This is a genomic window from Ornithinimicrobium sufpigmenti (assembly GCF_004322775.1).
Taxonomy (GTDB): domain Bacteria; phylum Actinomycetota; class Actinomycetes; order Actinomycetales; family Dermatophilaceae; genus Ornithinicoccus; species Ornithinicoccus sufpigmenti.
On record NZ_CP036403.1, the window covers coordinates 2,807,835 to 2,831,132 of the forward strand.

Here is a 23,298-nt window from a genome sequence, read left to right on the forward strand (position 1 = left end):
CGATGACGTTGGGACGTATGTGTCGGCTGTGACAACGAGAACACGGTAGCCCAGAAGGCGCCGGAGTCAAGGAAGGCGCGAGCGGGCTTCGCCGATCCCGCGCACTATGGTCAGCGACATGGACCTCGACCTCAGCCCCCACGGTCCGGCCCCCTGGATGGATCCGGCGCACTACTGGCCCGCACTGTCCGCCGCCGTGACCGGCCGCGGCTACCCGCTGGTCACGGTCGACCTCACCGCGTTGGAGGGCAATGCCGCCGACCTGGTGCGGCGAGCGGGCGGGATGACCATCCGGGTGGCCAGCAAGTCGGTGCGCTGTCGTCCGGTGGCGGAGGCGGTCCTGGCCCTGCACGGGTATGCCGGCCTGCTGGCCTACTCGCTCCCGGAGGCGGTCTGGGCCGCCGGTTGGTGCGAGGACGTCCTCATGGGGTATCCCACCACCGACCAGACCGCCATCGCCGAGCTGCTCGACGACGACCTGGCGCTGGCTCGCGTCACGCTGATGATCGACTCGACCGACCATCTGGACGCCGTTGACGCGGTCCGTCCGGCTCGGGAACGGCCCGAGGTGCGGGTCGCCATCGACCTCGACCTGGCCTACGAGCCGCCCCGGGCCGGCCGGGTCACCGGACGGGTCGGTGTGTACCGCTCCCCGGTCGCCGCCGCCGAGCAGGCGCAGGAGCTGGCCCGCACGGTGGTGGACCGGCCCGGGTTCCGGCTGGTCGGGGCCATGGGGTACGAGGCCCAGATCGCCGGCGTGGGTGACGCGCTGCCCCCTACCCCGCCGGGGCTCCGCCACGGGCCGCGGGCCCTGGTCGAGCACGCCCGGACGCTGGTGCTGCGTCGCCTGCAGGCCGACTCCTGGGTCGACGTGGTGCACCGGCGGGCCGCCATGGTCGCCGCCGTCAGCGAGGTGGCGGAGGCGGCCGGCACACCCCTGGAGATGGTCAACGGGGGCGGCACGGGCTCCGTGCACCTCACCCGCGACGACCCGTCGGTGACCGAGATCGCGGCCGGCTCTGGACTTTTCGGGCCGGGGCTCTTCGACCGCTACCGCGCCTTCGCCCCTGCCCCCGCCGCGGCCTTCGCCCTGCCCGTGGTGCGCCGTCCGGCCGCCGATATCGCCACCGTGGCCGGCGGAGGGTGGATCGCCTCCGGCCCGCCGGGCCCGGACCGGGTCCCGACCGTGACCTGGCCCCGTGAGGTCGAGCTGATCAGCCACGAGGGGGTGGGCGAGGTGCAGACCCCGCTGCGGGGCGAGGGGGCGCGCGACCTGGCGGTCGGCGACCTCACCTGGTGGCGCCATGCGAAGGCCGGCGAGCTGGCCGAGCACACCAACGCCCTGGTGCTGGTCCGCTCGCGGGTCCAGGACGGAGAGGTCGTGGCCGAGGTGGAGGAGACCGTGCCGACCTACCGGGGTGAGGGCAAGGCCTTCGGATGAGGCCCGGCCGCGGGGCACGCCCGGCGTGGAGCAACTGGTCGGGGTCCGTCACCGCCGACCCGGTGCGCGTGGAGCACCCCCGCTCCGTCGACGACGTGGTGACCGTCGTGCACCGAGCTCGGGCGCAGGACCTGCGGGTGAAGCCCGTCGGGTCGGGTCACTCCTTCTCCCCCGTGGCGCAGGCACCCGACGTCCAGGTCCGGCTGGACGGGCTCACGGGGCTGGTCTCCGCCGACCCGGGGACCCGACGCGTCACCCTGCGCGCCGGGACGCCGCTGCACGCCATACCCGCGCTCGTCGACCCGCTCGGGCTCGCCATGACCAACCTGGGCGACATCGACCGCCAGACGGTCTCCGGCGCCGTGTCGACCGGGACGCACGGCACCGGGCTGGCCTTCGGCGGCCTGTCGACCCAGGTGGTGGCCCTCACCCTCGTCGACGGCACCGGCGTCGTGCAGACCTTCGGCGAGGACGACCCCGACCTGGCCGGAGCAGTCGTCTCGCTCGGCGCGCTGGGCGTCGTCACCGAGCTGACGCTGCAGTGCACGGACGCGTTCACGCTGGCCCTGGTGGAGCGGCCCGAGCCCCTGGCGCACGTCCTGGACGACTTCGCCGAACGCTGCCGGCTCGAGGACCATCTGGAGTTCTTCTGGTTCCCGGGTACGGACGTGGCCCTGACCAAGACCGGCACCCGGCTGCCTGCCGACGCCCCACGGGCGCCGTTGTCGCGGCGGCGCCGCGTGCTGGAGGACGAGCTGCTCGCCCACCGGGTGTACGAGCTGGTGTGCAGGGTCGGTGCCCGTCTGCCCCGCGTCGTCCCCCTGCTGAACCGGGTCGGTGCGGCGACCGTGGGCAACCGCAGCGTGACCGACCGCTCGGACCGGGTCTTCGCCACGTCCCGGTCCGTCCGCTTCCACGAGACGGAGTGGGCGGTCCCGCTGGCGGCGCTGACCTCTGTGCAGCGCGAGATCGACGCGGCCCTGCGCCGCCGCGGCTGGACGCCCAGCTTCCCGCTGGAGTTCCGTGCCACCGCGGCGGACGACCGGTGGCTCTCCACCGCCTACGGGCGCGAGAGCGGGTATGTGGCCGCGCACCTCTACCACCGGGAGGACCCGGGCCCCTACTTCCGACTGGTGCGCGACATCGCGCTGGCCCACGACGGCCGGCCGCACTGGGGCAAGATGCACGACCTGGACCACCGGGCCCTGACCGACCTGCTGCCCCGCATGGGTGACTTCGTGGCGCTCCGCGAGCGGCTGGACCCCGGCCGGGTCTTCGCCAACGCCTACCTGGAGCAGGTGCTTCCCGGCGCCGTGCGTGACGGGCAGGCCAGCGGCGGGTGAACTGTGGGCTGCTGCGTCCGCGAGCAGCCCCGTGTGTCGGACCCGCGCGGTAGTTTGGCTTTCGTCCCCAGCCGCACCCCGCCCGGTGTGCCGGCACCTTCACCTGGACTGGAGAAGACCGCGATGAACCCACTTCACCGCCTGCGGCGCATCCTCGCGCTGGGCGCCACCGGTGCACTCATGGCCACCGGTCTGATCACCCTGGCACCCACGGCGCAGGCAGCCGGTGACGGCTTGATCGTCCATGAGTTCTACGGGCGCGGCGGGTCCGCCAACCAGCCCTACACGCACAAGTTCGTCGAGCTGTACAACCCGACGGAGGCGGCGGTCGACCTGTCGGGCACCTCGCTGCAGTACCGCAGCGCCACCGGCACCGGCAACGCCAACGGGGTCACCGCCCTGTCCGGCACGGTCCCGGCAGAGGGCTACTTCCTCATCCAGCTGCCGGGGAACGCCGGCAACGGCGAGGCGCTGCCCGCCCCGGACCTGGTCAGCACCATCAACCCTTCGGGCACCACGGGCACGATCTTCCTGGCCGAGACCACTACCGCGACCAGCCCCGACAACCTGGACCTGGTCATCGACAAGCTCGGGTACGGCGGCTCCAACAGCCCCGAGGGGACGGCCGCGCCCTACCCGGGCAGCAACTCCAGCCCAGGCTCGCTGACCCGGACCGGACATCTCGACACCGACGACAACGCCGCCGACTTCACCTTCAGCGAGCGGGTGACCCCCCAGAACAGTGGTGGTGACGGCAGCGACCCCGACCCCGGTCCCGACCCGGAGCCGGTCGCGGTGACGATCGCCGAGATCCAGGGCACCGGCAGCACGACTCCCTACGCCGGCCAGGAGGTCATCACGCAGGGCGTGGTGACGGCCGCCTACCCCACGGGCGGCTTCCGCGGCGTCTACCTGCAGACGCCGGGCACCGGCGGCACCGCCAAGGTCCCTGGCGACGCCTCGGACGGCATCTTCGTCTTCTCCGACTGGGCCGCGGAGAACCTCCAGATCGGCGACTGCGTCGACGTCGAGGGCACGGCCGGGGAGTACAACGGCCTGACCCAGCTCAGCCAGGTCTTCGCCTCCTCGGCGCAGGGCTGCGCCGCGGTGACGCCGACCCCGGTGGCCACCCTGCCCGCCACCGACGCGGAGAAGGAGGTGTACGAGGGGATGCTCGTGCACCCGCAGGGCACCTACACCATCACCAACAACTACGCGCTGAACCAGTACGGCCAGATCGGTCTGGCGGTCGGTGACGAGCCCCTCTACACCGCCACCGACGTGGTGGAGCCGGGTGCTGAGGCGGAGGCCTATGAGGCCGAGAACCTCCGCCGGTACATCACCCTGGACGACGGCTCGTCCTGGAACTACCTGACCAACAGCACCGCCCAGGACACGCCGCTGCCCTACCTCTCGGCGGAGGAGCCGCACCGCACGGGCTCCCAGGTCACCTTCGAGCAGCCGGTCATCCTCGACTACCGCTTCCAGTGGAACTACCAGCCCACCGGCCAGGTCGTCGGCGCCGACAGCCCCTTCGACCCGGTGGTCTCCGAGAACGACCGGGAGTATGCCGTGCCCGAGGTCGGCGGCAACATCCAGATCGGTGCCTTCAACGTGCTGAACTACTTCACCGACCTGGGTGAGGACGAACCCGGTTGCGCCTTCTACGCCGACCGGGACGGCAACCCGGTGGCGACCGACTTCTGCGAGGTGCGCGGCGCCTGGAGCCGGGCGGCCTTCGAAAACCAGCAGGCCAAGATCGTGGCGGCGATCAACGAGATGGACGCCGACGTGCTGGGTCTGCAGGAGATCGAGGCCAACTCGGCACTGTCCTACAAGGACCTGCCGCGCGACGTCGCGATGGCCGACCTGGTCGGGGCGCTCAACGAGGCCGCCGGCTTCACACGGTGGGCCTACGTGCCCTCGCCGGTCGGGCAGGTGCCGGCCAACGAGGACATCATCCGCACCGGGTTCATCTACAACCCGAGCACCGTGCAGCTGCTCGGCCCCTCGCGCATCCTGCTCGACGACGCCTTCGCCAACGCGCGCTACCCGCTGTCGCAGAAGTTCAAGGCCCGGCAGACCGGCCACCCGTTCGTGGCCATCAACAACCACTTCAAGTCCAAGGGCTCCGGCGAGGACGACGGCACGGGCCAGGGCCTGGCCAACCCCTCGCGCGAGGCCCAGTCCCGGGCGCTGACCGAGTGGGTGGACTCCCAGTTCTGCGGCGAGGCGGTCTTCCTCATGGGCGACTTCAACGCCTACAGCAGGGAGACCCCCGTCCAGATCATCGAGGCGGCCGGCTTCACCAACACCGCCAAGGCGTACGAGCCGGACTCCACCACCTACCAGTTCTCCGGGCGCCTGGGCTCCCTGGACCACATCTTCGCCAACGACAAGGCGATGCGCCTGGTCACCGGGGCCGCGGTCTGGTACATCAACGGTGATGAGTCGATCGCCTTCCAGTACAGCCGGCGCAACTACAACGTCGTCGACTTCCACGCCGACGACCCGTTCGCCAGCTCCGACCACGACCCGACCGTGGTGGGCCTGGACACTGGCCCGCGCGGCAAGGGGAAGGGCAAGGTCAAGGGCTGACCTCGGCGGACCCAGGGGTCAGCTGCTGCCGCGCCGACGACCGCGCAGCGCCCGACCCGCCGCCCGGACCGGGGCGAGCGGGTCGGGCCGGCGCAGGGGCGCCATCAGCCGCGTGATGGCAGCCCGCTTCCAGCCGGGGTGGGGCGGGTAGACGACGCCGAGCGTGTCCGGGGTGCCCGGTTTGACCAGGACGGACCGGTGGTGGCTGAACTCCTCGACCGAAGCCCGGCCGTGGTAGGCACCCATCCCGGAGGCACCGACCCCGCCGAAGGGCAGGTCGGGGGCGACGATGTGCAGCAGGGGCGCGCCGATCGTCATACCTCCGGAGGTGGTGCGCTGCTCGAAGGTGCGCCGCACCTGCTCGTCGGAGGAGAAGACGTAGAGGGCCAGCGGGTGCTCCCGCGCACGGACGAACTCGACCCCTGCCTCGGCGTCGGCGACGGTCACCACGGGCAGGATCGGGCCGAAGATCTCCTCCTGCATGAGCGGCGAGGAGGGGTCCGGGTCGGCGATCACCGTGGGCGCGACATAGTGACGGTCCTGCGCATCGTGTTCCCCGCCGACCACCACCTCGCCGCCGTGCCCGTCGAGCAGCCCGACCAGACGGTCGTGGTGCCGGCCGTTGACGATGCGGCCCAGGTCGGTGCTGGTCCGCGGGTCGGCGCCGAAAAAGGCGCGGACCGCCTCCTCCAGGGCGGTGAGCAGCGGCTCTCGCGCCTCGGGGGTGACCAGGACGTAGTCGGGGGCGATACAGGTCTGGCCGGCGTTGGTGAACTTGCCCCAGGCGAGGCGGCGAGCCACGACGTCGGCGTCCATCGTGGCGTCCACGAAGGCCGGTGACTTGCCACCGAGCTCGAGCGTGACCGGTGTCAGGTGCTCGGCGGCCGCGCGCATGACGACCTTGCCGACCTCGGTGGACCCGGTGAAGACGATGTGGTCGAAGCGCTGCTCGAGCAGCGCCGTCGTCTCCGGCACCCCGCCCGTCACCACCTGCACCACCTCGGGCGGCAGGTGCTGGGGCACCAGGCGGGTGAGCAGAGCGGCCACCCGCGGCGTGACCTCGCTCGGCTTCAGCACGGCCGTGTTGCCCGCGGCGAGCGCCCCCGCCAGCGGGGTGAGCAGCAGCTGCACGGGGTAGTTCCACGGCGCGATGACCAGCACGACGCCCTTGGGCTGCAGCTGGATGCGGGCCGAGGCAGGCTGCAGGGTCACCGGCACCGACACCGGGCGCGGGGCGGTCCACCGGTCCAGGTGCGCGACCAGGTGATCGATCTCCTGCACGGTCGTCCAGGTCTCGGTGAGCCGCACCTCGAGTGCCGGCTTGCCGACGTCGGCGGTGACCGCCGCGTTGATCTCGTCCTCGTGCTCGACGACCAACCGCCGCAGGGCGGCCAGGTGCTCACGGCGGCGGTCCAGGCCCAGGGTCGTCCCGGAGCGCACGGTGTGCCGCAGCCTCTCCAGGTCCAGCCCGGCGAGCAGCGGTCCGGCGTGGCGGGGTTCGTCGGTGACGTACGGCATAGGGGCCATGCTGCCTCGCCCACCTGGGAGGTGCAGGGCCTGCCGTGGGAGCATGGAGAGGCACGCAGCCCCGACCCCGGTGACAGCACCAGCCCTCTGTGCCATGACTGATCTCGTCCTGACCGTCGTCCTCGTCGTCCTGGTCCTCAACGTGCTTGCCTGCCTGGTCCGCGTCCTGGGTGGACCCACCGCGCGGGACCGGCTGCTGGGGGTCGTGCTGGCCGGCACCACCGGTGCAGCGGTGCTGCTGGTCACCGCGGTGCTGGCGGAGGTCCCGGCCGTACTGGACGCGGCCCTGGCGGTGGTCGCCCTGGCCACGGTCACGGTGCTCGCGAGGGTGGGCGCCGAGCGTGAGGCGAGGGCGTGACCTGGGCAGCCTGGTGGACGCTGCTGCTAGCCGTCCCGGGGGTGTTCTTCGTCAGCGTGGGCACGCTGGGCCTGCTGCGCCTGGGTGACCTGCACAGCCGGATCCACGCCCTGACCAAGGCCGACACCCTCGGGCTGGGCCTCATCGTGCTGGCCGTACTCCCCCACGCCGGCTCGGTCGGCGTCGCCGCCAAGATGCTGCTCGTCTGGGGCCTGGCCCTGGTCTCGGCCGCGACGATCGCCCACCTGATGGCGCGGGGTGCGCCGCCGCGCGGGCTGGTGGAGGGCGGCGACCGCGAGAGCACCGGCACCGGCCACGGGGGGAAGGCGGGGGCCGGTCACCGCGAGCGCACCGGTGACCCCGCGGAGGGCCCACGATGAGCCTGCGCGACGTCACCGCACTCGAGCTGGTCGTGGGCTGTGGGGTGATCGCCGTCGCCATGGTCGCGCTGCTGGTCCCCAGGCGCCTGGCCGCGGCCGTCTCCTTCCTCATCTTCGGGGTGCTGCTCTCGGTCCTGTGGGCCCTGGCCGGTGCACCGGACGTCGCCCTGGCTGAGGCCGCCCTCGGCGCTGGCGTGACCGGGGTGCTCTTCATCGAGGCGGTCAGCCGGTCACGCACCCCGACCCCCCGGGACGTCGCCGGTCCCCGGCCCTGGCTGACGGCCCTCTTCACGGTCGGCGCCGCGGCCCTGCTCACCCTCGGGCTGGCACCTGCCCTGTGGCGGGCCGCGACGCCGCTGGAGGGGGCCACCGCGGGGCTCTCCGGGGCCGTCACGCAGGCCCTGCCGCAGACAGGCGTCGAGCACGCCGTCACCGGGGTGCTGCTCAACCTGCGCTCCTACGACACCTTTCTGGAGATCGTCGTCCTCCTCGTCGCGGTGCTGGCGGCCTTGGCGGTGGGCCGACCCGAGCGCATCACGGGAGCGACCAGCTCCCCCGCCGCCCCGACGCCGGCCGCGACGGCGGTCCCGGCGGTCCCGGCGGTCCCGCCACTGCAGACCGGGGCCACCGCACTGCTGGTGCCTGCCTTGGTGCTGCTCGCTGCATGGCTGCTGTTCGCCGGGTCCAGCAGGCCGGGCGGAGCCTTCCAGTCGGGCGCGGTCCTGGCCGCGCTCGTCCTCCTCCTGCACCTAGCCCACCGCCCGGTGCTGCCCATGGGCAGCACCCGGGTCCGGGTCGTGGCCGTGGCGGGCGTGCTGGCGTTCGTGCTCGTCGCGGCGGTCGGGCCGCTGCTCGGAGGCGCCTGGCTGCAGCTCGACCCCTCCTGGGCCACCCCGGTCATCATCGTCCTGGAGTCCGTCCTCGCGGTGGCGATCGGGGCCTCGCTCGCCCTGATCGCGCTCACCCTGCGGCAGGGATCGCCGCAGTGAGCGCGGTGGGCTGGTTCCTGCTCGTGGGGGCGGCGCTGTTCGCCCTCGGCACGGTGCGGCTGCTGACCGCGCCTGACCTGGTCGTCCGGCTGGTGGCGCTCAACATCGCCGGCAGCGGGGCCCTGCTGGCGCTGGTGGCGCTGGCCGCGCGCACCACGGACCCTGACGCGGTGCCCCACGCGCTGGCGCTGACCGGCATCGTCATCACCGTGGCGGTCACCGGCGTGGGCCTGGCCGTCGCGCGCCGCCTGGAGAGCGACCCGGAGAGAGGGCAGGACGAGTCGTGACCGCCGACCTGCTGCTGCCCGCGACCGTCCTGGTGCCGCTGACGCTGGCCTGCCTGTCCGTGCTGGCACGGGGCCACGCGGTGGCCGTGGTGGGCCTCGTCGGCACCGCGCTCAGTGCCCTGCCGGCCGTCGCGGTGGCCGTCCTCGTCGCCGTCGACGGCCCGGTCCGGCACGAGCTGGCCGGCTGGAGCCCACCGCTGGGCATCGCGCTGCGGGCCGACGGCCTCAGCGCCGTCCTGCTCGCGCTCACCGCCGTGGTCGGCACCGCCACCGCCGTGTATGCCGCCGCCCGCACCACCACCTACGACGACCACCGGGGCTTCTGGCCGCTGGCCTTGCTGCTGTGGGCCGGGATGGCCGCGGTGCTGGTCGGTGCCGACCTGTTCAACACCTACGTCGCGCTCGAGGTGGTCACGCTGGCCGCGGTGGGCCTGGTCGCGCTCGGCGGCCGGGCGTCCTGGGGTCCGGCACTCCGCTACCTGCTCGTGGCGGTGCTCGGGTCCATGTTCTACCTGCTGGCCGTGGCCGCGATCTACGGCATGACCGGCACCCTGGACATGGCGCAGGCCGGGGCGGTCATCGCGGCCGACCCCACGGCCGACACGCGGTGGCCCATGGGTCTGGCGGTGGTCGGACTGGGCCTGAAGAGCGCGCTGCTGCCCCTGCACGCCTGGCTGCCGCCCGCCCACGCCTCGGCGCCGGCGGCGGTCAGCCCATTGCTGTCCGGGCTGGTCGTCAAGGCCGGCTTCGTGGTCCTGGTCCGGCTGTGGTTCGAGGTGCTCGGCCCGGACCCGGCGGTCGCCGTCCTGCTGGCCTGCGCCGCCGCGGCGGCCGTGCTGGTCGGGGGCGTGCTGGCCCTGGTGCAGAGCTCGCTGAAACGGATCGTCGCCTACTCCACCGTGGCCCAGATCGGCTACCTCTTCCTCCTCTTCCCGGTGACCCTCGGCGTGGAGGACCCGGACCTGCGTGCCTCCCTGGTGAGCGGCGTCCTGCTGCTGCTCCTCGCCCACGGCCTGGCCAAGGCCTCGCTGTTCCTCGCCGCCGGCTCGCTGCAGCTCGCAGCCGGCAGCGACCAGCTGGCCGAGATCGTCGGTGCCGCCCGACAGCTGCGCTCGACCACGGCCGCGATGATGCTGGCCTCCATCAGCCTGGCGGGGCTGCCGATCAGCCTGGGCTTCTCCGGCAAGTGGCTGCTCCTCACCGGTGCCGTCCAGACCGGCCAGTGGTGGGTGGTGGTCCTCGTGGTCGCCGGCACCCTGCTGTCCGCCGCCTACCTGCTCAGGCCGTTAGCCACCGTCCTGCTCGCCTCGGACACCACCCACGAGGTGGAACCGGTCGACCTGCACGCCCTGCCCCCCGGGCTGCGGCACGTGCCCCTGGTGCTCGCGCTGCTGGTCGTCCTGCTCGGGCTCAACGCCGAGTGGCTCGCCACGCTGTCGGTGACCGGCCTGCCGGCGGGAGGCGCACCGTGACCCACCTGCTCGGCATACCGCTGCACCTCCTGCCGCTGGTGCTCCTTGGCCTGTCCCTGCTGGCCGGCGTCATCATCTTCCTCCTGCCCGAGCGGGCCAAGGTCGCCCGCACCACGGTCAACCTGACCGCCGCGATCGCCAAGGTGGTGCTCCTGGCGCTGCTGCTGCCGGTGGTGCTGGAGGAGGACCTGCCCGCCTGGCGCTCACCGCTGCTGCCGGGGGTGGAGCTGGTGCTGCGGATCGACACCCTGTCCCTGGTCTTCGCCTCGCTGTCGGCGGTGCTGTGGCTGGTGACCACGGTCTACGCGATCGGCTACCTGGAGGGGCGCCCCAACCGCAGCCGGTTCTTCGGCTTCTTCAGCCTGTGCGTCACCGCGACGGTCGGCATCTCCTTCGCCGGCAACCTGGTGACCTTCCTCCTCTTCTACGAGATGCTCACGCTGGTCACCTACCCCCTGGTGGCCCACTACGGCACCGTGGCCGCGCTCAAGGCCGCGCGGCTCTACCTCATCTACGCCCTGACCGGCGGACTCGTGCTGCTGGTCGGCATCGTCTGGCTGACCGCCATGGTCGGCCCCGTGGAGTTCCGGGCGGGGGGCGTGCCGGCGGTGGCCGCGCTGGCGGAGGCCGACCCCGTGGCCGCCACCTGGATCTTCGTCCTGCTCATCGGGGGTCTGGGGGTAAAGGCCGCCCTGGTGCCGCTGCACGGATGGCTGCCCCGGGCGATGGTCGCCCCGGCACCGGTCAGCGCGCTGCTGCACGCGGTGGCGGTGGTCAAGGCCGGTGCCTTCGGCATCGCGCGGGTGCTGGAGGACGTCTACGGCCCCCGGGTGGCCGAGGACCTGGGCGTGCTCCTGCCGCTGCTCGTGCTGGCCTGCGGCACCGTGGTCTACGGGTCGGTGCGGGCACTGGCGCAGGACGACCTCAAGGCCCGCCTGGCCTACTCCACCGTCAGCCAGGTCTCCTACGTCACGCTCGGTCTGGCGCTGGCCACCAGCGCCGGGATCACCGGCGGCATCGTGCACCTGGTCCACCAGGGGCTGATGAAGATCACCCTGTTCTTCTGCGCCGGGCTGTTCGCCGAGGCCCTCGGGGTGACGAAGGTGAGCCAGCTGGCCGGGATGGCCCGCCGGATGCCGGTCAGCGCCACCGCGTTCACGGTCGCGGGCCTCGGCATGATGGGGATCCCACCGGTGGCCGGCTTCGTCTCCAAGTGGTACCTCGGGCTGGGCGCCCTCGAGGCCGACCAGCCGTGGGTCGTCGCGGTGCTGCTGTCGAGCGCGCTGCTCAACGCGCTCTACTTCCTGCCGGTCATCTACGTCATGTGGTTCCGCGAGCCTGGCGAGCCTGTCCTGGCCGGTCAGGGTCACCACGGCCGGGGCGAGGCCCCCCTGACCCTGCTGGTCCCCGCGGTGACGACCGCCAGCCTCGCCCTGGCCGCCGGCCTGCTCGCCGCCGCCCCCTTCTCACCCCTGGCCGCTGCCCAGGTCATCGCCGAGCGGGTGGTCACCCGATGACCCTGCACCTGCTCTGGGCGACGGTCGTGCTGCTCCCCCTGCTGGGCGCCGCCGTCCTGCTCACCACCCGGGCGGACGGCGGACGGGCGTCCGCCTGGCTGCACCGCTGGTCGGTCCGCCTGGCCCAGCTCGCGCTGCTGCCCGCCCTGGCGCTGACCCTGCTGCCACCGGACGACCAGGGGAGAGTGGCCGCCGTCGAGGTGCCCTGGCTCATGCTCGGCACCACCGTGGCGCTGGACCCGGCTGGGCGGTCGCTGCTGCTGGTGGCCGTGGTGCTCTACGGCTCGGCGCTCACCGCGGTGAGCTGGCGGCACACCCGACGGGCGGCCGAGCTGGAGGCGTTCCTGCTGGTCAGCTTCGTCGGCAACCTGGGGGTGTATGCCGCCACCGACGCGGCGACCTTCTACCTCGCCTTCGCCGTGATGAGCTTCGCTGCCGCCGGACTGGTCCTGCACGAGCGCACCGGCGTGGCGCACCGGGCGGCCCGGGTCTACCTGACCCTCACGGTGGTCAGCGAGGCCGCCGTCCTCGGTGCCCTCATCCTCACCGTCGGTGCCGGCGGGATGGCCCTGGCCGACGCGCCCGCGGCGGTGGCGGCCTCACCGCATACCCCGGCCATCGTCGGGCTGCTCGTCGTCGGGTTCGGGGTCAAGGCGGGCCTGGTCCCGCTGCACCTGTGGCTGCCGCTGGCCCACCCGGCGGCACCGCCGGCGGCCAGCGCGGTCCTCTCCGGCGCGATGGTCAAGGCCGGGCTGATCGGCTGGCTGCGCTTCCTGCCGCTGGGCGAGGTCGAGCTGCGCACCTGGGGGATGGTGGTGGTGCTGCTGGCGCTGGCCGGGGCGCTGGGGGCCGCGGTCGTGGGGGTTGGGCAGCGCGACCCGAAGGTGGTGCTGGCCTACTCGACGGTGAGCCAGATGGGCTACCTGTCGGCCGTCGTGGGGGTCAGCCTGGTGCAGCCGGCGCTGGCCCCGGCGGCCACGGCCTCCGCCGTCGTCTACGCGGTCCACCACGGCCTGGCCAAGGGGGCGCTCTTCCTGGGCGTGCCGGTGTGGAAGCACCACCGGACCAACCGCAGCCGGTGGGTGGTCGTCGGCGGGCTCGCGGCCGCGAGCCTGGCGGTGGTGGGGGCACCGTTCACCTCCGGGGCGTTGGGCAAGTACGCCACCAAGACCGCTGTGGAGGGCGCCGCCCTGTGGGGGCTGGACCTGGTGCAGGTGCTGCCCCTCGTGGCGACCGGGTCGACGCTGCTGCTGGTGCGCTTCACCTGGCTGCTGCTGCACACGGAGCCGGACCCGTTGCCGGTCGAGTCGGACCCCGAGCTGCCGGCCTGGCTCGTCATCGTGCTGGCCTCCCTCGTCCTCCCGTGGGCGGTGACCGAGTCCTGGGTGCCGGTCACGGGGGTGCCTCAGCTGGACCCTGTCACCCTGTGGGACGCGACGTGGCCGATCCTGCTCGGTCTGGTGCCCGCCGTGCTGGTGTGGTGGTGCGCCCGGTCGGGGGGCCGGGGCTGGCGCGCGCACGCCAAGGCCGTCCGAGCCCTTCGAGCCATCCCTGCCGGTGACCTGGTCGTGCCGGCCGAGCGGGTGGTCACGCTCGCGGGACAGCGCCTGGGTCGGGCCGGCGGCAGCCTGGGCAACACCCGCGAGCAGGGTCTGGAGCGGCTGTCCTCGGGCTGGACCGGCTGGCGCGACCGCGCCGCCGGACCACTGGGCTCGTTGACCCGGTCCGTGGAGTCCTACCGTGGCAGCGGTGTGCTGGTGCTGGCGCTGCTCGGCCTGGTCGTCCTGGTCCAGGTGGTGGGCCGATGAGGTGGGTGGTCGCCGTGCTGCTGCGCGGGCTGGTGCTCGCCGCCCTGTGGTGGGTCCTGGTCGAGGGCCGAGCCAGGTATGCCGGGTACGGCCTGGCCGCGGTGCCGCTCGCCCTGGTGGTCAGCCTGTGGCTGGTCCCCGCCGGTGGCTTCGCGCTGGGCCCACGCCCGACGGGCTGGAGACAGGTGGCGGGCCGGACCGGGGGGGTGCTGGCCCTGGTCGGGTGGTACGCCAGGCAGGTGGTCGCCGGTGGCGTCGACGTGGCGCGGCGGCTGCTGCGCCGCGAGCCTGACGTCGCGCCCGTGGTGCGCCGCACCCGCTTCCACCTCCCACCCGGGCCGGCCCGTCAGCTGGCCGTGGGCATGTACGGGCTGATGCCCGGCGCCGTGGTCTCCGGGACCGACGGCGACCTGGTGTGGCTGCACTCGTTGGACGCCGCGATGCACCCGGAGCGCCAGTGGCTGGCACTGGAGGAGCGGATCGCCCGCGCGGCCGGCCTGGACCTGACCGACCAGCCGTGAGGGACGGCATACCCGCCGGACGGGCGGCAGCCCCGGGGCGCAGGAGCGACGCCAGCCCGGTCAGGCCTGCGGGTCAGGCCTCGGACCGCTCCTGGCCGCGCTTCCAGCGGATGCCGGCGTCGATGAAGTCGTCGATCTCCCCGTCGAGGACGGCGGAGGTGGAGCCGACCTCGTGGCCGGTGCGCAGGTCCTTGACCATCTGGTAGGGGTGCAGCACGTAGGAGCGCATCTGCTCGCCCCAGCTGGCCTTGACGTCGCCGGCCATCTCCTTGCGGGCGGCGTCCTCCTCGGCCTTCTTCAGCAGCAGCAGGCGGGACTGGAGCACGCGCAGGGCGGCCGCGCGGTTCTGGATCTGTGACTTCTCGTTCTGCATCGAGACGACCGTGCCGGTCGGGATGTGCGTCATCCGGACCGCGGAGTCGGTGGTGTTGACCGACTGTCCGCCGGGGCCCGAGGAGCGGAAGACGTCGATCTTGAGGTCTGACTCGGGGATCTCGATGGAGTCGGTGCTCTCGATGAGTGGGATCACCTCGACGGCGGCGAAGCTGGTCTGCCGGCGTCCCTGGTTGTCGAACGGGCTGATCCGCACCAGCCGGTGGGTGCCGGCCTCGATGCCGAGGGTGCCGAAGGCGTAGGGGGCCTTGACCTCGAAGGTGGCCGACTTCAGCCCGGCCTCCTCGGCGTAGGAGGTGTCCAGGACCGTGGTGGGGTAGCCGTGGCGCTCGGCCCAGCGCAGGTACATCCGCATGAGCATCTCGGCGAAGTCAGCGGCGTCCACCCCGCCGGCGCCGGCGCGGATGGTGATGACGGCGTCCCGCTCGTCATACTCCCCGTTGAGCAGGGTGCGGACCTCGAGCAGGGCGACGTCCTTCTTGAGCTTGGCCAGGTCGCGCTCGGCCTCCTGCAGGACGTCGGCCCCCTCCGGGCCGCCCTCCTCGGTGCCCAGCTCGACCAGCGCCTCGAGGTCGTCGATGCGCACGTCCATGCCGATCACCTTGTCGTGCTCGGCCTTGATCCGCGACAGCGCGGAGGTGACCCGCTGGGCGTTGTCGACGTCGTCCCACAGGTCCTGGGCCGAGGCCTGCGCCTCCAGCTCGCTCATCTGCGCCTGCAGCCGATCGAGGTCGGTCACCTCCCGCACCGACGCCATGGTCGCGCGGAGCTGCTTGATCTCGGTCTCGAAGTCGGTTGCCACGAGGATCAAGCCTACGCCAGGGCGGGACCTCCCCCGTCGCCTCGCCCCGGGACCCGGACGATCACGGCAGGGTGGCTCAGACGGCTGCGGCGAGTCCGCGCACGGCGGGCACCTGCTCCAGCAGGTAGCCCAGAGCCTGCACGGCGGTCCAACCCTCGGGGTGGCGGCCGATCAGCGCGGTGGCGCCGGAGAGGTCCTGGCCGAGGGTGACGAGGGTGTCCTCGACGTAGCCATCCTTGCGTTCCTGACCCAGGCCGATGTTGGCCATGAGCCCGTTGCACAGGCACTTGCGCCCCACGGTGTCCTCCAGGGCGCCGCCCTTCTTGAGGTACATGTGGACCGGCTCCGAGGCGCAGCGGTAGCCGATCTCGCCGTCCTCGCGCTCGTAGGGCTGGCGCAGGTAGGACAGGTCGCACAGGCGCGGGCGGGCCTCATACACCTCGACCTGGCTGGCGCTGCCCTCCAGGGTGGCGACCTTGAAGGGGAAGCCGGTGGGGCTGGCCCGCGGGTCGTTGCGCACGGAGAGCTCGCCGGTGCGCAGCTTGTCCAGCAGCTGCCCGCGCTCGCCGTCGGCCAGGCCGGAGTCGTGGCACAGCGCGAAGAGCGTCCCGACCTGGACCCCGACGGCGCCGGCCGCGAGCGCCTCGGCGACCTTCTCGGGGGTGGAGTAGGCCCCGGCCAGCCAGAACGGCAGCCCCAGGGCGGCGATCTTGGCCAGGTCGGCCTCGTCGCGGGCGCCGTAGAGGGGCTCACCGTCATCGTCGAGCTGCATCTTGCCCCGTGGCGGGGCGGAGTGGCCGCCCGCCGGGGGCCGCTCGACGACGAAGCCGTCGGGGCGGATGTCGGGGTCGCGGTGCAGGTAGGTGGCCAGCTGGTCGACGGAGACGATCGCGAGGAAGTCGGGTCGCCGCAGCGAGGGCAGGTCGTCGCCGAGCAGGTCGACGGGGTCGACCTCGATGTGGCGGCGCAGCTTGCCGCCCAGGACGTCGGCGCTGATCCGGCCGATGCCGCCGTCGGCGAGGTCGCGCAGGAGGGCGGGGATCTCCCGGGGGATGCCGGCGCCCATGAGTACGTAGTCGACGTCGGCCAGCATCGCGCCCAGCAGTGCGGTGGGCGTGGCCATCTGCACCTTCTCCAGGCAGTTGATGCCGACGGCGCCGCCGGAGCCGAAGGCCGCCAGGCCCTCCTTGGCCAGCCAGACCTCGGCGAAGTTGGCCACAACCGCCAGCTCCTGACCGGCGCGGGCGGTGGCCAGGGTCAGCTTGGGGATCGGCTTGTAGGGCGTGCCGGGAGCCCGCCCCCCGTCGATGAAGTACTTGTCGAGCACGGACCGGGCCATCTCCGGGCTCGGGAAGTGCTCCAGCGCGCGGCGGTAGTGACCACCCGGGTCACCGTCCTGCAGCACCCGGGACAGGACTGCGTCCATGGCCGTGCCGGAGACCACCCCGAGATGTCCGGCCCGGGCGACCCGGCGGGCCAGCCGCCAGCCGGAGACGGCGACGCCCATCCCGCCCTGGATGATGGTCGGGCGTGGTCGGGGCGGCTCCGAGGAGTGCTGCAGACGGAGGTGCTCGGTGGGGACAGCGGCCATAAGGGGAGGGGACCTCTCCTGGTCGGGAAGACACCTACGCAGACGTAGGTTTCGCTTGCGTAGGTTACGCTACCGTAGGTTCGGCTTCCTGTCGCATCGAGCAGGTCAGCGCGTCGGCGCGACGGCCAGCCGCCCCCGACGTACACTTCTCGTTAACCAGGTGTTCACCTGAGCGCGAGGAGGCGACCATGGAGCTGCACAGCCCGATGTACGAGCACGCGATGGCCCGTGTGCTGGAGGATCTCACCGAGCGGTTCAGTGACGGCTTCACCGCGGCGGAGGTGGCCGGTGTCGTGGCACGGGGGCGGACCCGGCTGGAGACGTCGGGGCGACCTGCGACCTTCGCGCCGGCGCTGCTGGACCACTGGGCCCGCGACGAGCTGCTCTCCCTGGCCCGGGCCGAGGGCCGCGCCCTCTCCCCCCTGCCCAAGGTCCTGTTCGTCTGCGAACGCGGTGAGGGCCGTTCCCAGGTCGCCGCCGCGCTGGCCGAGCACCTCTCCGGTGGCCGGGTGCTGGCCCGCTCGGCCGGGATCCGACCGACCGGCCGACTGAACCCGCACGCCCCGACGGTGCTGGCCGAGCGCGGCATCGAGCTGCGCAACCCGCTGCCTGGCGAGGTCCAGGAGGACGTGCTGGACGCCGCCGACGTGCTGGTGCTCATCGGTGTCCGGGACTGCGACCTGCTCGGCGTGCGCAGCGTGCGGTGGGACGTGGACGACCCGTACGCCCAGGACCTGCCCACCGCTCGCCGCATCGCGGAGGAGCTGGAGACCCGGGTGCGCGAGCTCCTGGCCGAGCTGGAGGTGCCGGTCGAGGAGCAAGGGACCGGCCCGGACAGCGAGAAGGGCCGCCGCCAGCCGGCGCACGCTGCCGCCAGCTGACCGGCAGTCAAGCCAGGTCAGGGGCGGCTGAGCCGGATCCCCTCCGCGTCCGCGGTCAGCCGCACCTGCGACAGGTCCGCCACGACCACGTCGGCGAACGGCGACACCTCCTCGGCGCTGCCCGTGGTGGTCACCGCCAGCGTCGCCGCACCCGCGGCCCGGCCCGCCCGCAGCCCTGCCGGAGCGTCCTCGACCACCAGGCAGCGGGCCGGGTCGACCCCCAGCAGCCGGGCGCCGGTGAGGTAGGGCTCGGGGTCCGGCTTGCCCCGGCTGATGTCCTCCGCGGTGACCACCACCGCCGGCGCCGAGAGCCCGGCCTGCGCCAGGCGCAGCCCCAGCAGCTCCCGGCCGGCCGAGGTGACGATCGCGGACCGGTGGCTCGTCGCGCTCAGGGCCTGGGCCGCACCCGGCAGGGCCCGGACCCCGTCCACGTCTCCGAGCTCGATCCGGTCGATGTGTGCCGTCGCCTCGTCCACATCCAGGTGCGGGGCGACGAGCTGCACGACCTGGCGGCTCGGCATGCCGTGCACATTGCCGAACGCGGCGGCCGGGATGCCGTGGTGCCGTGCCCAGGCCGTCCAGCTGCGCAGCACCGGGCCGCTGGAGTCGATGAGGGTGCCGTCGTTGTCGAAGAGGACCGCGTCGAAGGTCTCACCCCAGATGTCTCGCACGCCCCCATCGTCGCAGGGGGCACGCCGCGATCAGGGCTGCAGGTCGGAGCGCGCGCTGGAGGTGACGGTGATGCTGACCCCTCCCCCGAAGGCGCTGAGCACGGGGCTGACGACCGGGATCTGGGCCTGTCCGGTCAGCACCACGACCGCGGTGCGGCCGTCCGGGCTTCCGCTGCCGGGCCCGAGCGACCATGCAGCCACCCGGCCGGGTAGCGGACGCGCGGCCAGGTAGGCGCCCGCCGCCTCCTGCACGGAGGCGTCGGTGAGCGGGACACCGGCCCCGATCCCCTCGCCGTACGCGCGCTCTTCGACCAGCGCATCGCTGGCGTCGAGGGCGGCGGCGTCCGCCGCGTCCAGCAGGTGGATCCGGCTGAGCTGGACGGACGTCACTGCCACGATCGCGAGCACGATGGTCAGGGCGACCGCCAGCATGCCGATGAGCAGGATGCTGATCTGCCCGCTCTCGGGGTCGAGGCTCGCCCGGCCCTCTTCGTGCGGGCGGTTCGGGCGAGGGTGGCTCACCGTCCCTCCCGGAAGGCGTCCACCGGCTCGACGTGCTGCGCGGTGAGGGTGATGGTGGTCGGGACGGCCGACCGCATGAAGTCCGGCACCAGCGGCAGCGGCACCGCGAGCTCGGCGTCGACAATGACGGTGCTGCCGGGACTCAGGCAGGTGCCGGCCCCGCAGCCCAGGTGCACGGCAGCGTCTTCCGGCGCGAACCCGTGGGCTCCCAGGGCGAGGTTGGCTGCCGCGTCCGCCCGGGCCGTGGCGGAGTCCAGGTCCTCGGCCGTCGCGAAGGTGCGGCCCGCTTCGCGGGCGGCGGCCGTGACTGCGTACGCGCCGGCCTGCAGGCGTCCCAGCGTCCCGACCAGATAGAAGAGCGGCACGACGAGCAGCACGAGCAGGAAGGCCACCTCGACGGTCATCGAGCCCCGGTCCGCACCGTGGAGGCGGGTATGCTGCGGTTTCACTGGTCCTCCGCGTAGGCGTGCGCGGTGACGGTCATGGCCTCACCCGGTCCGAACGGCCCGAAGACGGGAAGCCGCACCAGGGCGGTGACCTCGACGACCTGCACCCCGCCCACCTGGGTGCGTCCCGCGGAGACGCTGACGCCGCCCGAGCCGGGGAGGCTGTCCCGGAGCAGGTCGGTGGCGCGCTGGGCCCCAGCCTCCGGCGTGCTGTCCGCCCGGGCGCCCAGCCGGGCACCCTCGAGGACGTGGGCGGTGGTCGTGTTGTGCACGTGCAGGACGAACGCGAGCTGCATCGCGGCGAGCAGGAGGATGCTCACGAGTCCGGCGAGCAGGGCGAACTCGGAGACCGCGGCCCCTCGCTCGGCGCTGCCGGACGTCCGGGTCACGACCCGACGGAGCTGACCGCGGTGGAGAACAAGCCGGTCAGCAGTGGCTCGGCGACCAGCCACAGGGCGGCGACGATCCCGGCCGTCATGATCGTGATCAGCACCCAGCCCGGGACGTCGCCGCGTTCTGGTCGGGAGGCCCAGACGTGGACCCGGTTGCGGTAGGTAGTGGTGAATCGGCGGTACATCGTAACTCCTTGTGTGGTGTGGTGCCTTACGGCTGGCGGGGTGGGGTCAGAGCGCGACGCGGAGCATGGTGACCCCCGGGTAGACGGCGAAGAGGACGGTCACGGGCAGGACCAGGAAGACGACGGGGATCATCATCGAGATCTCCTTCTTGCCGCCCTGCTCGATGAGGTCCTGGCGGGCGACCTCCCGGGCATCGGCCGCCTGGGCCCGCAGCACCTCACCCAACGGCGTCCCGCGCTGCAGCGCCACGACGAGACCGTCGGTGAACCGGGCGACGGCGGGGAGGCCGGTCCGTTGGCTCAGCCCGCCGAGCGCGTCGGGCAGCGCAGCCCCCAGCCTGGCCTCGGCCAGGCACAGGTCGAGCTCGGCCGCCAGCTCGCCGCGGGAGAGCCGGGCTACCCGTTCCAGGGCCTGGGCGGTCCCCTCGCCTGCGGTGATCGACAGCGCCAGCAGCTCGGCGATGGAGGGGAACTCGGCCATGATCTGGCGCTCGCGCCGGTGCGCTGCCCGGCTGAGCAGAGCGTCCCGCGCCACCACGCCGCCGAGGAAGGCACACCCGACGAGGACTGCGAGCGCGACGACGTTCGCCCCGCGCAGCCACCACCATCCCGTGGCGACGGCGACGGCGGCGGCCGCGAACAGGCAACCCCACAGCACCTGTTGCACCCGGAAGCCGTCGACGTCGACCTGCAGGCCGGCCCGCTGCTGACGCGCCCGCACCGAGTCGGTGCCGCCCAGCGCCCGGTCGAGCGCGCGGCCCAGACGCCCCGTCAGGGGCCTCAGCAGGTCGGCCAGCCGCCACGGTTGCGGATCGTCAAGGGCGAGCAGCCGAGAGCGTCGGGGGGCCCGGTCCAGGTAGGGCTCGATCCGGTCCACCAACGCGACCTGGCGGTGCCGAGGCAGACCGACCCAGCTCAGGATCACACCGGCGGCCAGCAGCAGCCCCAGCGCACCGCCCCAGCCGGCCTGCGTCATCTCAGGACTCGTTGTTCCTCGGGCAGCCGCCCGATGCTGAGCATCATCCGGTAGGCCAGCAGGCTGGCACCCGCACCGATGGCGAGCACCAAGGCGCCGCCGGGCGTGTTGTAGGCCTGCAGGGTGCTGCCTCGGGACGCGAGCAGGAGCAGGACAGCCCAGGGTGCAGCCATCGCCAGACGGGCGGCGTTGACGGTCCAGGACTGTCTTGCCTCGAGCTCCGCCCGCGACCGGGCGTCCTCGCGCAGGAAGGTGGACAAGGTGCGCAGCACCCGCCCGAGATCGGTACCGCCGACGTCGCGGGCGATGCGCAGCGCCTCGACCAGCCGGTCGGCCACCGGGTCGGACAACCGCTCCTTGAGCAGGTCGAGGCTCTCGGAGAACCGCCCCGTCGCACGGTAGTCGTGGGCAAACTCGCGGAACGGGCCGCGCAGCTCAACCGGTCCGCGGTCACCCAGTTGCACCAGCGCCTCGGGCAGCGCCAGGCCGGCCCGGACGGCAGAGTGCACGTGGTCCACGACGTCCGGCCAGACGTCGCGCAGCCGGCTGCGGCGCTGGCGCGCACGGACCCGGACGACGGTGACCGGGGCCAGGGTCGACATCACCGCGAAGCAGGTCGCCACGGTCCAGACCTGGGTGAGCGCATACCCCAGCAGGAGGACGGCGAACCCCAGCCCGAGCGACAGCCCCAGGAGGGTGCGGGCGCTCAGCCCGCGCACACCGGCCAGGACGATCTCGTCCTGCAGCCGGTCCAGGCGGGCCGACCGCGCCGGGGACCGGACCGGCTGCTCCCGCGGCCAGAAGGACCACCAGACCAGGGCCAGGCCCAGCCCCAGCCCGAGCCCCCACGCTGCGCCAGCCATCAGCGGCCCACCAGCAGCTGCCGCAGGTCGTAGCCGGCGCGGGCGAACCGTTCCGGGTGCGGCGGGTAACCCTCCGCACGCACGAGGTCGGCCCCGTCCTGGACGAAGATGTCGGCGATCTCTACGATCTCGCCCTCGACCCGGCCGGGCAGCGCGACGATCTCGCGGATGCGTCGGTGCCCGTCGGCGTCGAGACCCAGATGGACGACCAGGTCGACCGACCCGGCGACCGTGGGGACGACGAAACTGCTGCTCACGTTGCTCCCGGCCAGCAGCGGCAGGGTGCAGATCTTGGTCACCGCCTCGCGCGCCGAGTTGGCGTGCAGGGTGCACATCCCGGGAAGCCCGCTGTTGAGCGCGATGAGCAGGTCCAGGCTTTCCTCCTGCCGCACCTCGCCGACGATGATCCGGCCGGGCCGCATGCGCAGCGCCTCCTTGACCAGGCGGCGCAGGGGGACCTCACCCGTGCCTTCCAGGCTCGCCTGCCGGCACTGCATCGCGGTGACGTCGCGCAGGTTCACCTTCAGCTCGAAGACTTCCTCGCAGGTGACCACCCGCTCGTGCGCCGGGATGGCAGCGGCGAGGCAGTTCAGCAGGGTGGTCTTGCCGGCCTGGGTCCCGCCGGCCACCAGGATGTTCAGCCCGGCGACCACCGACGCCTCCAGGAAGTCGGCGGCGGCACTGGTCAGGGTGCCCAGCCGCACCAGGTCCGAGAGCTGTTCGGCGGCGACCACGAACTTGCGGATGTTGATCGCCCAGTGCCGGCGGGTGATGTCGGGGATGACGACGTGCAGTCGGCTGCCGTCGGGCAGGCTGGCGTCGACGAAGGGGTTGCTCAGGTCCACCCTGCGTCCCGAGCTGCGCAGCATCCGCTCCACCAGGTCACGGACCTGCTGCTCGGTGAGGAGGGTCGAGGTCAGCTCCGACCGTCCGTGCCGGGCGATGAAGACCTCGCTCGGCGAGTTGACCCAGATCTCCTCGACCGTCGGGTCGTCCAGGTAGGGCTGGAGGGGCCCGAACCCGGTCACCGACTCCAGCAGGACACGGTGCGCCTCCTGGCGGTCTGCCAGCGGGACCCGGCCCTCGACCAGCACGCCCTCGTCATACTCGTCCAGCACCTCGCCGATGAGGCTGCGGACCTCGTCGTCATCGCGGGCCGGATCGATGCGCCGCCGCCGGATCAGCTCCCGGACGTCGGCCTCGAGGCTCTGCAGCGCGGTCCCCTGCATGAACCCCTCCTTCCGGTCCACCGTCGCACCATCCCCGTGCCCGCCGGGGGTGTACCCATCAAAGGGCCACCCGACACGGCGCCGCAAGAGGTGTCAGCAAAGTTCT

23 protein-coding genes are annotated in these 23,298 nt (G+C 73.0%); 12 read left to right on the forward strand and 11 right to left on the reverse strand.

The annotated features are described in order from the left end of the window. Positions 1–118: 118 nt before the first annotated feature. The 3 genes from ESZ52_RS12900 (at position 119) to ESZ52_RS12910 (ending at position 5,382) form a co-directional block, all read left to right on the forward strand. Positions 119–1,441 carry an alanine racemase gene (locus ESZ52_RS12900; protein ID WP_131105283.1) on the forward strand — a complete coding sequence of 441 codons (1,323 nt, stop codon included), beginning with the start codon at positions 119–121 and terminating at the stop codon, positions 1,439–1,441. Next, a complete protein-coding gene (locus ESZ52_RS12905) occupies positions 1,438–2,784 on the forward strand; it encodes a D-arabinono-1,4-lactone oxidase (protein ID WP_131105284.1) in 1,347 nt (448 codons plus the stop codon). The genes ESZ52_RS12900 and ESZ52_RS12905 overlap by 4 nt, the downstream gene beginning before the upstream one ends. Before the next feature lie 123 nt (positions 2,785–2,907). After that, on the forward strand, positions 2,908–5,382 hold the full coding sequence (locus ESZ52_RS12910; RefSeq protein ID WP_131105285.1) for an ExeM/NucH family extracellular endonuclease: 2,475 nt from the start codon (positions 2,908–2,910) through the stop codon (positions 5,380–5,382). 18 nt (positions 5,383–5,400) lie between these two features. Here the strand turns inward: ESZ52_RS12910 and ESZ52_RS12915 are convergent, their stop codons facing one another. After that, entirely contained in the window at positions 5,401–6,900 is a 1,500-nt protein-coding gene (locus tag ESZ52_RS12915) for an aldehyde dehydrogenase family protein (RefSeq protein WP_131105286.1), read from the reverse strand. 103 nt (positions 6,901–7,003) lie between these two features. Here ESZ52_RS12915 and ESZ52_RS12920 point away from each other — a divergent pair, with 103 nt between their 5' ends. From ESZ52_RS12920 to ESZ52_RS12955, 8 genes are read left to right on the forward strand one after another with little or no spacing between them, the layout of a single operon-like run. Next, positions 7,004–7,267, forward strand: a complete 264-nt coding sequence (locus tag ESZ52_RS12920; protein ID WP_131105287.1) for a hypothetical protein — start codon at positions 7,004–7,006, stop codon at positions 7,265–7,267. Next, positions 7,264–7,647 carry a cation:proton antiporter gene (locus ESZ52_RS12925; protein WP_131105288.1) on the forward strand — a complete coding sequence of 128 codons (384 nt, stop codon included), beginning with the start codon at positions 7,264–7,266 and terminating at the stop codon, positions 7,645–7,647. Before ESZ52_RS12920 ends, ESZ52_RS12925 begins: the two co-directional genes overlap by 4 nt. After that, positions 7,644–8,636, forward strand: a complete 993-nt coding sequence (locus tag ESZ52_RS19495) for a hydrogenase subunit MbhD domain-containing protein (protein ID WP_131105289.1) — start codon at positions 7,644–7,646, stop codon at positions 8,634–8,636. Before ESZ52_RS12925 ends, ESZ52_RS19495 begins: the two co-directional genes overlap by 4 nt. Next, entirely contained in the window at positions 8,633–8,923 is a 291-nt protein-coding gene (locus ESZ52_RS19500; protein WP_131105290.1) for an NADH-quinone oxidoreductase subunit K, read from the forward strand. Before ESZ52_RS19495 ends, ESZ52_RS19500 begins: the two co-directional genes overlap by 4 nt. Next, entirely contained in the window at positions 8,920–10,395 is a 1,476-nt protein-coding gene (locus ESZ52_RS12940) for a complex I subunit 5 family protein (protein ID WP_131105291.1), read from the forward strand. The genes ESZ52_RS19500 and ESZ52_RS12940 overlap by 4 nt, the downstream gene beginning before the upstream one ends. Further along, positions 10,392–11,912 carry a complex I subunit 5 family protein gene (locus tag ESZ52_RS12945; protein ID WP_131105292.1) on the forward strand — a complete coding sequence of 507 codons (1,521 nt, stop codon included), beginning with the start codon at positions 10,392–10,394 and terminating at the stop codon, positions 11,910–11,912. The genes ESZ52_RS12940 and ESZ52_RS12945 overlap by 4 nt, the downstream gene beginning before the upstream one ends. Continuing rightward, positions 11,909–13,720, forward strand: a complete 1,812-nt coding sequence (locus ESZ52_RS12950; RefSeq protein ID WP_131105293.1) for a complex I subunit 5 family protein — start codon at positions 11,909–11,911, stop codon at positions 13,718–13,720. The genes ESZ52_RS12945 and ESZ52_RS12950 overlap by 4 nt, the downstream gene beginning before the upstream one ends. After that, positions 13,717–14,241, forward strand: coding sequence for a Na+/H+ antiporter subunit E (locus ESZ52_RS12955; protein WP_131105294.1), 525 nt, complete (start codon positions 13,717–13,719; stop codon positions 14,239–14,241). Before ESZ52_RS12950 ends, ESZ52_RS12955 begins: the two co-directional genes overlap by 4 nt. A 73-nt stretch (positions 14,242–14,314) precedes the next feature. On the opposite strand, the gene prfB is transcribed toward ESZ52_RS12955, so the two are convergent. Both prfB and ESZ52_RS12965 read right to left on the reverse strand, forming a co-directional pair. Continuing rightward, positions 14,315–15,436: a peptide chain release factor 2 gene (gene prfB / locus ESZ52_RS12960; protein WP_131105295.1), complete on the reverse strand. Its 1,122-nt coding sequence runs from the start codon at positions 15,434–15,436 to the stop codon at positions 14,315–14,317. A 76-nt stretch (positions 15,437–15,512) separates the two neighbouring features. Further along, a complete protein-coding gene (locus tag ESZ52_RS12965) occupies positions 15,513–17,027 on the reverse strand; it encodes a nitronate monooxygenase (RefSeq protein WP_131105296.1) in 1,515 nt (504 codons plus the stop codon). A gap of 188 nt (positions 17,028–17,215) precedes the next feature. Between ESZ52_RS12965 and ESZ52_RS12970 the strand changes: the two genes are divergently transcribed. Continuing rightward, positions 17,216–17,908 carry an arsenate-mycothiol transferase ArsC gene (locus tag ESZ52_RS12970; RefSeq protein WP_131105297.1) on the forward strand — a complete coding sequence of 231 codons (693 nt, stop codon included), beginning with the start codon at positions 17,216–17,218 and terminating at the stop codon, positions 17,906–17,908. 17 nt (positions 17,909–17,925) lie between these two features. Here ESZ52_RS12970 and ESZ52_RS12975 read toward each other — a convergent pair whose 3' ends face one another. The 8 genes from ESZ52_RS12975 to ESZ52_RS13010 are packed head-to-tail and all read right to left on the reverse strand — an operon-like array spanning position 17,926 to position 23,192. Further along, on the reverse strand, positions 17,926–18,579 hold the full coding sequence (locus ESZ52_RS12975) for an HAD-IA family hydrolase (RefSeq protein ID WP_238154427.1): 654 nt from the start codon (positions 18,577–18,579) through the stop codon (positions 17,926–17,928). A gap of 30 nt (positions 18,580–18,609) precedes the next feature. Further along, positions 18,610–19,101, reverse strand: a complete 492-nt coding sequence (locus tag ESZ52_RS12980) for a pilus assembly protein TadG-related protein (RefSeq protein WP_131105298.1) — start codon at positions 19,099–19,101, stop codon at positions 18,610–18,612. Further along, complete coding sequence (locus ESZ52_RS12985) at positions 19,098–19,505, reverse strand: pilus assembly protein (RefSeq protein ID WP_238154428.1); 408 nt, start codon at positions 19,503–19,505, stop codon at positions 19,098–19,100. The genes ESZ52_RS12980 and ESZ52_RS12985 overlap by 4 nt, the downstream gene beginning before the upstream one ends. Before the next feature lie 41 nt (positions 19,506–19,546). Beyond that, positions 19,547–19,936 carry a TadE family protein gene (locus tag ESZ52_RS12990; protein WP_131105300.1) on the reverse strand — a complete coding sequence of 130 codons (390 nt, stop codon included), beginning with the start codon at positions 19,934–19,936 and terminating at the stop codon, positions 19,547–19,549. After that, positions 19,933–20,124, reverse strand: a complete 192-nt coding sequence (locus tag ESZ52_RS12995) for a hypothetical protein (protein ID WP_131105301.1) — start codon at positions 20,122–20,124, stop codon at positions 19,933–19,935. The genes ESZ52_RS12990 and ESZ52_RS12995 overlap by 4 nt, the downstream gene beginning before the upstream one ends. Positions 20,125–20,170: 46 nt before the next feature. After that, entirely contained in the window at positions 20,171–21,100 is a 930-nt protein-coding gene (locus ESZ52_RS13000) for a type II secretion system F family protein (protein WP_131105302.1), read from the reverse strand. After that, a complete protein-coding gene (locus tag ESZ52_RS13005; RefSeq protein ID WP_131105303.1) occupies positions 21,097–21,963 on the reverse strand; it encodes a type II secretion system F family protein in 867 nt (288 codons plus the stop codon). The genes ESZ52_RS13000 and ESZ52_RS13005 overlap by 4 nt, the downstream gene beginning before the upstream one ends. Beyond that, the gene (locus tag ESZ52_RS13010; protein ID WP_131105304.1) at positions 21,963–23,192 is read right to left on the reverse strand and encodes a TadA family conjugal transfer-associated ATPase; all 1,230 of its coding nucleotides are present in this window, start codon (positions 23,190–23,192) and stop codon (positions 21,963–21,965) included. Before ESZ52_RS13010 ends, ESZ52_RS13005 begins: the two co-directional genes overlap by 1 nt. Positions 23,193–23,298 lie beyond the last annotated feature (106 nt).

Coding starts and splice junctions, on each gene's coding strand:
- ESZ52_RS12905 (WP_131105284.1), top strand. CDS start 1,438: ATGAGGCCCGGCCGCGGGGCACGCCCGGCGTGGAGCAACTGGTCGGGG.
- ESZ52_RS12950 (WP_131105293.1), top strand. CDS start 11,909: ATGACCCTGCACCTGCTCTGGGCGACGGTCGTGCTGCTCCCCCTGCTG.
- ESZ52_RS12965 (WP_131105296.1), bottom strand. CDS start 17,027: ATGGCCGCTGTCCCCACCGAGCACCTCCGTCTGCAGCACTCCTCGGAG.
- ESZ52_RS13010 (WP_131105304.1), bottom strand. CDS start 23,192: ATGCAGGGGACCGCGCTGCAGAGCCTCGAGGCCGACGTCCGGGAGCTG.
- ESZ52_RS12900 (WP_131105283.1), top strand. CDS start 119: ATGGACCTCGACCTCAGCCCCCACGGTCCGGCCCCCTGGATGGATCCG.
- ESZ52_RS13005 (WP_131105303.1), bottom strand. CDS start 21,963: ATGGCTGGCGCAGCGTGGGGGCTCGGGCTGGGGCTGGGCCTGGCCCTG.
- ESZ52_RS12910 (WP_131105285.1), top strand. CDS start 2,908: ATGAACCCACTTCACCGCCTGCGGCGCATCCTCGCGCTGGGCGCCACC.
- ESZ52_RS12955 (WP_131105294.1), top strand. CDS start 13,717: ATGAGGTGGGTGGTCGCCGTGCTGCTGCGCGGGCTGGTGCTCGCCGCC.
- ESZ52_RS12920 (WP_131105287.1), top strand. CDS start 7,004: ATGACTGATCTCGTCCTGACCGTCGTCCTCGTCGTCCTGGTCCTCAAC.
- ESZ52_RS12985 (WP_238154428.1), bottom strand. CDS start 19,505: ATGACCGTCGAGGTGGCCTTCCTGCTCGTGCTGCTCGTCGTGCCGCTC.
- ESZ52_RS13000 (WP_131105302.1), bottom strand. CDS start 21,100: ATGACGCAGGCCGGCTGGGGCGGTGCGCTGGGGCTGCTGCTGGCCGCC.
- ESZ52_RS12915 (WP_131105286.1), bottom strand. CDS start 6,900: ATGCCGTACGTCACCGACGAACCCCGCCACGCCGGACCGCTGCTCGCC.
- ESZ52_RS12995 (WP_131105301.1), bottom strand. CDS start 20,124: ATGTACCGCCGATTCACCACTACCTACCGCAACCGGGTCCACGTCTGG.
- ESZ52_RS12970 (WP_131105297.1), top strand. CDS start 17,216: ATGGAGCTGCACAGCCCGATGTACGAGCACGCGATGGCCCGTGTGCTG.
- ESZ52_RS19495 (WP_131105289.1), top strand. CDS start 7,644: ATGAGCCTGCGCGACGTCACCGCACTCGAGCTGGTCGTGGGCTGTGGG.